The organism is Pseudomonas sp. (assembly GCF_050739995.1).
GTDB lineage: Bacteria > Pseudomonadota > Gammaproteobacteria > Pseudomonadales > Pseudomonadaceae > Aquipseudomonas.
Window position 1 is genome coordinate 1 of record NZ_JBOICG010000619.1, and the last position, 9,986, is coordinate 9,986.

At 61.3% G+C, this 9,986-nt stretch carries 10 protein-coding genes; 5 read left to right on the top strand and 5 right to left on the bottom strand.

The window, feature by feature from the left end:
* Window positions 1-447: 447 nt before the first annotated feature.
* From ACRESD_RS20890 to ACRESD_RS20905, 4 genes are all read right to left on the bottom strand, one after another.
* The gene (locus ACRESD_RS20890) at window positions 448-1,926 is read right to left on the bottom strand and encodes a DASS family sodium-coupled anion symporter (RefSeq protein WP_431752641.1); all 1,479 of its coding nucleotides are present in this window, start codon (window positions 1,924-1,926) and stop codon (window positions 448-450) included.
* A 79-nt stretch (window positions 1,927-2,005) separates the two neighbouring features.
* Complete coding sequence (locus tag ACRESD_RS20895; protein WP_431752642.1) at window positions 2,006-2,812, bottom strand: sulfite exporter TauE/SafE family protein; 807 nt, start codon at window positions 2,810-2,812, stop codon at window positions 2,006-2,008.
* The gene (locus ACRESD_RS20900; RefSeq protein WP_431752643.1) at window positions 2,813-4,057 is read right to left on the bottom strand and encodes an FAD-dependent oxidoreductase; all 1,245 of its coding nucleotides are present in this window, start codon (window positions 4,055-4,057) and stop codon (window positions 2,813-2,815) included.
* A 53-nt stretch (window positions 4,058-4,110) separates the two neighbouring features.
* Entirely contained in the window at window positions 4,111-4,446 is a 336-nt protein-coding gene (locus tag ACRESD_RS20905) for an ArsR/SmtB family transcription factor (protein ID WP_053256978.1), read from the bottom strand.
* 94 nt (window positions 4,447-4,540) lie between these two features.
* On the opposite strand from ACRESD_RS20905, the gene ACRESD_RS20910 reads away from it, so the two are divergent.
* A complete protein-coding gene (locus tag ACRESD_RS20910; protein ID WP_431752644.1) occupies window positions 4,541-5,404 on the top strand; it encodes an MBL fold metallo-hydrolase in 864 nt (287 codons plus the stop codon).
* Window positions 5,405-5,460: 56 nt separating this feature from the next.
* Here ACRESD_RS20910 and bkdR read toward each other — a convergent pair whose 3' ends face one another.
* Window positions 5,461-5,949 (bottom strand): Bkd operon transcriptional regulator BkdR, encoded by a 489-nt coding sequence (gene bkdR / locus ACRESD_RS20915; RefSeq protein ID WP_078743488.1) that lies wholly within the window; start codon window positions 5,947-5,949, stop codon window positions 5,461-5,463.
* 195 nt (window positions 5,950-6,144) lie between these two features.
* On the opposite strand from bkdR, the gene ACRESD_RS20920 reads away from it, so the two are divergent.
* The 4 genes from ACRESD_RS20920 to ACRESD_RS20935 all read left to right on the top strand — a co-directional run.
* Window positions 6,145-7,380: a 3-methyl-2-oxobutanoate dehydrogenase (2-methylpropanoyl-transferring) subunit alpha gene (locus ACRESD_RS20920; RefSeq protein WP_431752645.1), complete on the top strand. Its 1,236-nt coding sequence runs from the start codon at window positions 6,145-6,147 to the stop codon at window positions 7,378-7,380.
* Window position 7,381: 1 nt separating this feature from the next.
* Window positions 7,382-8,440, top strand: a complete 1,059-nt coding sequence (locus tag ACRESD_RS20925; protein WP_065903963.1) for an alpha-ketoacid dehydrogenase subunit beta — start codon at window positions 7,382-7,384, stop codon at window positions 8,438-8,440.
* Window positions 8,441-9,700, top strand: coding sequence for a dihydrolipoamide acetyltransferase family protein (locus ACRESD_RS20930; protein ID WP_431752646.1), 1,260 nt, complete (start codon window positions 8,441-8,443; stop codon window positions 9,698-9,700).
* A gap of 4 nt (window positions 9,701-9,704) precedes the next feature.
* Window positions 9,705-9,986 (top strand): FAD-dependent oxidoreductase (locus ACRESD_RS20935; RefSeq protein WP_431752647.1); only part of this gene is annotated, 282 nt, incomplete at its 3' end.

The window sequence follows — 9,986 nt, forward strand, 5'->3', positions numbered from 1 at the left end:
GTTGGGTGGGCTGTTTGCGATGGGGGTGTGTCAGTGACGGGTGAAGTGGCTGGTAGATCGCTATCGCAGGCAAGCCAGCTCCCACATTTGATGGCGTACGGCACATGCAATCCGGTCGGCTTTAAGGCCGCCGCGCTTTGGCTTTTGATCTGGAATCGCCCCGTCAAACACGCTGGCCGAACGCAGGCTTTGGAGCGTGGGTAACCCGGCAGGACGCCGGGTTAGCCGCACTGGGCCAGGGATGGCCCATTGCGGCGGCCCACGCTCCAAAGCCGGAGTGAGGGCACACCGAGCCTGGGCGAGGTGCCGAGTGTTGGGGCGAAGGCCTTTTGGTTACTTTTGGGCCTTTCCAAAAGTGACCCGCTGTAAGAGCGGAACCAATAGCAGCCGTTACCGCAGCAATGGATATGTACACAACACAGCACAGCACAGCACAACAAAACGCCATCACACCCACCCCAACCAGTGCCAGTAAGTGGCAGCAAACACCAACATCAACCCATACCCCACCACCGTCACCAAAACCCCCACCTTGGCAAACTGCCGCGCCGTAAACGTCCCCGTCCCCAAACACACCATGTTCTGCGGCGCATTGATCGGCAGGATAAACCCGTAGCTCATCACAAACCCCAGCAACATCGTCATCCCCAATCGACTGAACTCCCCAGGCAACGTCTGCAACACCGCAATCAGGATCGGCAGCAAAGCCGAGGTCAACGCCGTGGCGCTGGCAAACCCCAAGTGGATCAAAATCAGGAACGCCCCAAGAATCGCAAACACACCCAATGGCCCAACCTGATCCAACCCAGTGTGCGCCACCACCTGCGACCCCAGCCATTGCCCGGCCTGGGTAGTCAGCAGCGCCGTGCCCAGGCTGATGCCCACGCCGAAGACAATCACCGTGCCCCACGGAATACGCGACTGCACATCCTTCCAGGTCATCACGCCGAGCCCCGGCAACAGCAGGAACACCAACCCCGCGTAAGTAGTGGAGGTAGTGTCGAAACTGTGCAAGCGCCCTTCCGTGGCCCAGGCCAACAGCAACGCTACCGAGACCGCCAGCAGGCGCTTTTGCGGCCCGGTCATGGGGCCGATGTCCGCCAGCGATTGCTCCACTGCTTCCTTGCCGCCCGGAATACTGTCGGTTTCCGGCGGCAACAATTTGAGCACCAGGAACAACAGCACCGCCGACATGATCAGCGCCCACGGCGCGCCGGCAATCAGCCAGTCGATCCACGACACGCGCTGGCCGAGCATCTTGTCCATGAAGCCAACCGTCAGCAGGTTCTGCGCAGCGGCGGTCTGGATGCCGACGTTCCAGATGCTGGTACCCTGGGCGACCACAATCATGATGCCGGCCGCGATGTTGGAGCGTTTGTCGACGCCAAACGCCGCGATCACGCCCATCATGATCGGCACCACACAGGCACTGCGTGCGGTGGCGCTGGGCACTACCAGGCTGAGCAGGATCGTCACGGCAATCGCGCCAAGCAGAATGCGCCGGGTGCTGGTGCCGACCCGGCTGAGGGTGACCAGGGCGATGCGCCGGTCCAGTCCGGTGTGGGTCATCGCCGCCGCGATAAACAGCGCTCCCGCCACCAGTGCCAGTGCCGGGTTGGAAAACCCGGTCAGTGCCATGCTGATGGCCGGGCTGGTACCGATCAGGTGGGTGGGATCTTGCAGCGACGGCGCGGTGCCGAGCAGAAAGGCCATCAGCGAGGTGATCATGATCGCGCTGGCTTCATACGACACCGCTTCAGTGATCCACACCACCACGGCGAAGGCGAGGATCGCCAGCATTCGGTGCCCAGCTGCCGGCAAGTCGGCGGGCAGCGGTAGCAGCAACACCCCGACCATCACCAGCACAGCGAATACCAGGCCCAGGGGCAACTTGAATGCAGCAGCGGTTGTTGCAGGGGCGTTCATGGCGGGCTCCATCAGCCTTCAAATCAGGCGCAGAGCATGGCGCAAACTGCCGCAGGTGGTGTTGACGGGTATCAAGCCCTCAAAGGATGGCCTTGAACAACATGCCGACTGCGACCAACACGCACAGCGTGGCAAAACCGACCTGAAGCGTTCGCGCGCGAATCACCGAACACAAGCGGCGCCCTACCAGCATGCCGACGATGCTCGCACCGATAAACACCCAGCCCATGGGTTCGATGCTGACACCGGCATGCATCGCCCCCGCTACACCAATCAGCGAGATCAGGCTGATCACCATCAACGAGGTAGCGACGATGCCGCGCATCTGCACATCGGTCAGTTGCTTGAACGCCGGCACGATCAGAAAGCCGCCGCCCACGCCAAGCAGGCCTGACACGGCGCCGGTCACGGCTCCCAGCGCAGCCAGGGTGGCGCTGCATTTGGCGGTCCAGGCCAGGCGCCCGGTCTGTTGATTGAGCATGCAGTTCTTCTGGCCCCAGGACGCGGCGCCATGGTCGCTGGGCCCGGGCTCGACCTTTTCGCGCTGCAACATGCGCCAGGCCACCAGCACCATCAGTGCACTGAACAGGCCCATCAGCAGGTTTTCCGGTAACTGATGGGCAAAGAACACGCCCAAGGGTGAGAACAACGCACCGAGCAAGGCGATCAACAGTGCGGCGCGATAACGCACCAGTCCATGGCGCAGACCATCGATCGCACCCACCGCCGCCGCCGCGCCCACGGCGAACAACGATACCGGCGCCGCCTGAGTCATGCTCAAGCCCAGCCCCAGCACCAACGCCGGCACCCCAAGGATGCCGCCACCGGCGCCGGTAAGGCCCATGACCAGGCCCATCAACACACCCAACACACTCGCCAGCAGCATTCAGTCCACCTTGCTCAGGCGGGTCAGCCACTCACGACCTTTGAGCATGCCGTTCCAGTAGAACCACGGCAGCAACGTCGCCTTGAGGAACCACATCGAACGCCGCGCCTGGGTCGGGTCGAGGGGAAAGGTCGGCAGCAGCTTGCCGCCGTAGCCGAACTCGGCCAGCACCACCTTGCCTTTCTCTACCGTCAGCGGGCAGGAACCATAGCCGTCGTACTTGAGCGGCAGCGGCACCTGTTTGCGCAGGGCCAGCAGGTTTTCGGCGACCACCACGATCTGCTTGCGCACGGCCGCAGCGGTCTTGGCGTTGGTGGTGGAGCACACGTCGCCCAGGCCGAAGACATGCGGGTAACGCACGTGTTGCAGGCTTTGGGGATTGACCTCGCACCAACCGGCTGCATCGGCCAGCGCGCTTTGGTGGATAAAGCCTGGGGAAACTTGCGGTGGGACTACGTGCAGCACATCAAAGGATTTTTCTTCGACCTTGACGTTGCCCTCGGCGTCCTTCACTTCGAACCAGGCTTTGCGCGCCGGGCCGTCGACCTTGATCAGGTTGGAATTGAACGCCAGCCGCGCCTGGTACTTCTCGATGTATTTCATCAGCGGCGGCACAAAGGTCGCCACGCCAAACAACGCGGCACCGGCCAGGTTGAATTCGACGTCGATGTTTTTCAGATGGCCTTGCTTGAGCCAGTGATCACAGGACAGGTACATGGCCTTTTGCGGCGCGCCGGCACATTTGATCGGCATGGCCGGCTGGGTGAAGATCGCCTTGCCGTCCTTGAGTTGCTGCACCAATTGCCACGTGTAAGTGGCGTGTTCGTAGCTGTAGTTGGACGTGACACCGTTGTGGCCGAGAGTGTCTTGCAGGCCGTCGATTTTCTCCCAGGCCAGGCGCAGGCCGGGACAGACGATCAGGTTGTTCCAGGTCACACGCTGGCCGTTGTCGAGTACCAGGGTCTGCTCATCGGGCAGTAATTCAGTGACGCAGGCCTGTACCCAGGTGACGCCATTGGGCAGCACATCGGCTAAACGGCGACGGGTCTTTTTCACGTCGTAGGCACCGCCGCCGACCAGTGTCCAGGCCGGTTGGTAACAGTGGTATTCGCTCGGTTCGATCAGGGTGATATTCAACTGCGGGTCGCGCTTGAGCAGACTGGCCAGCAGGCCAATGCCTGCCGAGCCGCCGCCGATGACTACGATATCGCCACTGATGGTCGGTCCCCAGTGTTGGTCATTCATGGTCAATCGCCTTTCTTATGGTCAATGCACACAAGGGTCGTTGCCGTACGGCGTCACGCCCAGCTTTTCATGACCGCGCCGCAGTACAAGCCGGACAAGGTCTTCATCACTTGAATCACTTCGTGGCTGGCCAGGCCGTAGAAAATGTATTTGCCTTCCCGACGAGTAGCGACCAGCCCTTCGTCACGCAGGATGCCCAACTGTTGCGACAAGGTGGGCTGGCGTACGCCGGTCATGGTTTCCAGTTCGCCGACGTTGCGCTCGCCCTGGGTCAACTGGCACAGGATCAACAAACGGTCCTCGTTGGCCAGGGCCTTGAGCAAGGAACACGCCTTGGACGCCGAGGCCCGCAACTGGGCGACTTCGCCTTCACTTAGAGTAGATTCCATTTGCTTCGGGTCCTTTGTGTCACTTAAGCTCAAAACATTATGTGTAAACGTAAACTGATTGTAACCACTTTTTTCGCCACTGGGGACAGCCGCCATGCCAGCGTTGATTCAAGCCTTTCTGGACGAGGCATCGTCGACCTACACCTACGTCATCTATGAAACCGACGGCGGCCCGTGCGCCATCGTCGACTCGGTACTCAACTACGACCCGGCTTCCGGGCGTACCGATACCACCCAGGCCGACAAGGTGATCGGGTTTGTGCGTGAGCACGACTTGCAGGTGCAGTGGTTGCTTGAAACCCACGCGCACGCCGATCACCTGTCCGCTGCGCCCTACTTGCGGCGCACCTTGGGCGGCAAGATCGCCATTGGCCAATCCATCAGCAAGGTGCAGGGTGTATTCAAGAACCTGTTCAACCTGGAGCCGGAATTTCGCGTGGACGGCTCGCAGTTCGATCACCTGTTCGCGCCGGATGAGATCTTTCATATCGGCAACTTGAAGGCCCAGGCGTTGCATGTACCCGGGCATACCCCGGCAGATATGGCGTACTTGATCGACGATCGCTTGATTCTGGTGGGCGACACGCTGTTCATGCCGGATGTCGGCACGGCCCGTTGCGACTTCCCCGGTGGCGATGCGCGGCAGCTGTATGCGTCGATGCGCAAGCTGCTGGCCTTTCCGTTGGAAACCGAACTGTACGTGTGCCATGACTACCCGCCTGAAGGACGCGAGGCGAAATGCCTGACGACCGTGGCGGAGCAACGGACGGCGAATATTCATGTGCATGACGGCGTGGATGAGACGGCGTTCGTGGAGATGCGCACCAAACGTGACGCTGGCCTGGGAATGCCGACGCTATTGTTGCCGGCAATCCAGGTGAATGTGCGAGCGGGGAATATGCCGCCGCCGGAGGACAATGGCGTGGTTTACCTGAAGATCCCTCTCAACCAACTCTGAAATGCTGAACCCTGTGGGAGCAGGCAAGCCAGCTCCCACATTTGGAGGGTGTTGAATCAAGTGCCCAGGTTGATGCCGTTGGCCGGTAGCGGCAATGCGGTTTTGTAGCGCACTTGCTTCAGCGCAAAGCTCGACCGGATGTTCGCCACACCCGGTACCTTGGTCAGAAAATCCATCATGAAGCGCTCCAGCGACTGAATCGTCGGCACCAGCACCCTGATCAGGTAGTCCGGGTCACCGGCCATCAGGTAACACTCCATCACTTCCGGTCGGTCCGAAATCGCCCCTTCGAATTGCTGCAAGGCCAACTCGTTCTGCTTTTCCAGGCTCACATGGATGAACACGTTGACGTGCAGCCCCAGTAGGTCGGCGTCCAACAACGTGACCTGGTCACGAATCAGGCCCAATTCCTCCATCGCCTTCACCCGGTTGAAACACGGCGTGGGCGACAGGTTCACCGAACGCGCCAGGTCGGCGTTGGTGATGCGGGCGTTCTCCTGCAAGGCGTTGAGAATGCCGATATCGGTACGGTCCAGTTTGCGCATGAGACAAAATCACCTGTTTTTTATGTTTATGCAGTTTTTTTATCCGCAAATGATCTCAGGCGCAATGAAACAGAGATAAATATTCTTCTACGCCACGCCTATGATTGTTGTAGGACAAGATTTCTCCTACCCGGAGACTGACTGTCAGCTAGCGCGCCCACTACAAGAAATTCACAAGATAGAGCGTAGAAAGCCATGACCCAGCAGTACGAACCGCTGCGCCTGCACGTTCCCGAACCCTCGGGCCGCCCAGGCTGCAAGACCGACTTTACCTACCTGCGCCTGAACGACGCGGGCCTGGTGCGCAAACCCGCCATCGACGTAGAACCCGCCGACACCGCCGACCTGGCCAAGGGCCTGATCCGTGTGCTCGACGACCAGGGCCAGGCCCTGGGTCCATGGGCCGAAGGTGTCTCGGTAGAGATCATGCGTAAAGGCATGCGCGCCATGCTCAAGACGCGGATCTTCGACAACCGCATGGTGGTCGCCCAGCGTCAGAAAAAAATGTCGTTCTATATGCAAAGCCTTGGCGAAGAAGCCATCGGCAGCGCCCAGGCCCTGGCCTTGAACATCGACGACATGTGCTTCCCCACCTACCGCCAGCAAAGCATCCTGATGGCCCGCGAAGTGCCGCTGGTGGACCTGATCTGCCAACTGCTGTCCAACGAGCGTGATCCGCTCAAAGGCCGTCAGTTGCCGATCATGTATTCGGTAAAAGACGCCGGGTTCTTCACCATCTCCGGTAACCTCGCGACCCAATTCGTACAAGGCGTGGGCTGGGGCATGGCCTCGGCGATCAAGGGCGATACCAAGATCGCCTCAGCCTGGATCGGTGACGGCGCCACCGCCGAATCCGACTTCCACACCGCCCTCACCTTCGCTCACGTGTACCGCGCCCCGGTGATCCTCAACGTGGTCAACAACCAATGGGCCATCTCCACTTTCCAAGCCATTGCCGGTGGTGAAGCCACCACCTTCGCCGGACGCGGCGTCGGTTGCGGCATCGCCTCCCTGCGCGTGGACGGCAACGACTTTATCGCGGTGTACGCCGCCTCCGCCTGGGCCGCCGAACGGGCGCGTCGCAACCTGGGGCCAACCCTGATCGAATGGGTCACCTACCGCGCCGGCCCGCACTCGACCTCCGATGATCCGTCGAAGTACCGCCCAGCCGATGACTGGAGCCACTTCCCCCTGGGCGACCCGATTGCCCGCCTCAAGCAGCACCTGATCCAGATTGGCCAGTGGTCCGAAGAGGAGCACGCGGCGGTCAGTGCCGAACTTGAAGTCGAAGTCATCGCCGCGCAAAAACAAGCCGAACAGTACGGCACCCTCGCCGGCGGCCAGATTCCAAGCGCCGCGACCATGTTCGAAGACGTCTACAAAGAGATGCCGGAGCACTTGAAGCGCCAGCGTCAAGAGTTGGGGATCTGACATGAACGATCACAACAACAGCATCGAATTGGAAACTGCCATGACCACCACCACCATGACCATGATCCAGGCCCTGCGCTCGGCCATGGATGTGATGCTCGAACGTGACGACAACGTGGTGGTGTTCGGCCAGGACGTCGGTTACTTCGGCGGTGTGTTCCGTTGCACCGAAGGCTTGCAGACCAAATACGGCAGCTCCCGCGTGTTTGATGCACCGATCTCCGAGAGCGGCATTATTGGCGTGGCGGTGGGCATGGGTGCCTACGGCCTGCGTCCAGTCGCCGAGATCCAGTTCGCCGACTACGTCTACCCTGCCACTGACCAGATCATCTCCGAAGCCGCCCGCCTGCGTTATCGCTCGGCCGGCCAGTTCACCGCACCACTGACCATGCGCATGCCCTGCGGCGGTGGCATCTACGGCGGCCAGACCCACAGCCAGAGTATCGAAGCGGTGTTCACCCAGGTCTGCGGCCTGCGCACGGTGATGCCGTCGAACCCGTATGACGCCAAGGGCCTGCTGATCGCCTCCATCGAAAACGATGACCCGGTGATCTTCCTGGAGCCCAAGCGCCTCTACAACGGCCCGTTCGATGGGCATCACGACCGCCCGGTTACACCGTGGTCGAAACACCCGCAAGCCCAAGTGCCGGACGGCTACTACACCGTGCCACTGGACGTGGCCGCCATCGTGCGTCCAGGTTCGGCCGTGACGGTGCTGACCTACGGCACCACGGTTTACGTGTCCCAAGTCGCCGCCGAGGAAACCGGCATCGACGCCGAGGTCATCGACCTGCGCAGCCTGTGGCCGCTGGACCTGGAAACCATCGTCAAGTCGGTGAAAAAGACCGGCCGTTGCGTGGTGGTGCATGAAGCCACCCGTACCTGCGGTTTTGGTGCCGAGTTGGTATCGCTGGTGCAAGAACATTGCTTCCACCACCTGGAAGCGCCCATCGAACGCGTCACGGGTTGGGACACTCCCTACCCGCACGCGCAAGAGTGGGCGTATTTCCCAGGGCCGTCCCGAGTGGGCGCGGCATTGAAACGGGTTATGGAGGTCTGAATGGGCACGCACGTTATCAAGATGCCGGACATCGGCGAAGGCATCGCGGAAGTTGAACTGTCGGTGTGGCATGTGAAAGTCGGCGACCTGGTGGTAGAAGACCAGGTGCTGGCAGATGTAATGACCGACAAGGCGATGGTGGATATTCCCTCGCCGGTGCACGGCAAGGTGATTTCCCTCGGCGGTGAGCCGGGTGAGGTCATGGCCGTGGGCAGTATTTTGATCAGTATTGAAGTGGAAGGCGCCGGCAACGCCAAGGACGCGCCGGCAGTGGCGGAGCCTGTAAAAGCAGCACCAGCTCCGGTCGTTGAAGCCAAGCCGGCTCCAGCGACCGACGTCAAACCGCTCGCCAAACCTGCAGCAGCACCCGTTGCCCGCGACGCAGGCGAGCGCCCGCTGGCTTCCCCGGCCGTGCGCAAACATGCACTGGATGCCGGTATTCAGCTGCGACTGGTCCAGGGCTCCGGCCCGGCCGGGCGTATCTTGCACGAGGACCTCGACGCCTACCTGCACCAAGGCGCGGCCAAGCCTTCGACAGCGGCCAACCCCTACGCCGAACGCAACGACGAAGAACAGATCCCGGTGATCGGCATGCGCCGCAAGATCGCCCAGCGCATGCAGGACGCCACCCGGCGCGCCGCGCATTTCAGCTACGTGGAAGAAATCGACGTCACCGCCCTCGACGAATTGCGTGTGCACCTCAATGAGAAACACGGCGCCACTCGCGGCAAGCTGACCCTGCTGCCGTTCATCGTGCGCGCCATGGTGGTGGCACTGCGTGACTTCCCGCAGATCAACGCACGTTACGACGACGAAGCCCAGGTCATCACCCGCCTCGGCGCTGTGCATGTAGGCGTTGCCACCCAGAGCGATGTCGGCCTGATGGTGCCGGTGGTACGCCATGCCGAAGCCCGCAGCCTGTGGGGCAATGCCGAAGAAATCGCGCGTTTGGCCAACGCAGCCCGCAATGGCAAGGCCAGCCGCGATGAACTGTCGGGCTCGACGATTACCTTGACCAGCCTCGGCGCCTTGGGCGGCATCGTCAGCACGCCGGTGCTGAACCTGCCGGAAGTGGCGATTGTCGGCGTCAACCGTATCGTGGAGCGGCCGATGGTGATCAAGGGCCAGATCGTGGTACGCAAGATGATGAACCTCTCCAGTTCCTTCGATCACCGCGTGGTCGATGGCATGGACGCGGCGCAATTCATCCAGGCCATTCGCGGCCTGCTCGAACAACCCGCCAGCTTGTTCCTGGAGTAAGGGCATGACTCAGATATTGAACACCACGTTGCTGATTATCGGCGGCGGCCCCGGCGGTTATGTGGCGGCCATCCGCGCCGGCCAGTTGGGCATCCCGACCATCCTGGTGGAAGGCCAGGCGCTGGGCGGCACTTGCCTGAATATTGGCTGCATCCCATCCAAAGCCTTGATCCATGTGGCCGAGCAGTTCCAGCAAACTGTGCACCACAGCCAGGGTTCACAGCTGGGTATCGAAGTGGATGTGCCGACCCTGGACATCCGCAAAAGCGTGGAATGGAAAGACGGC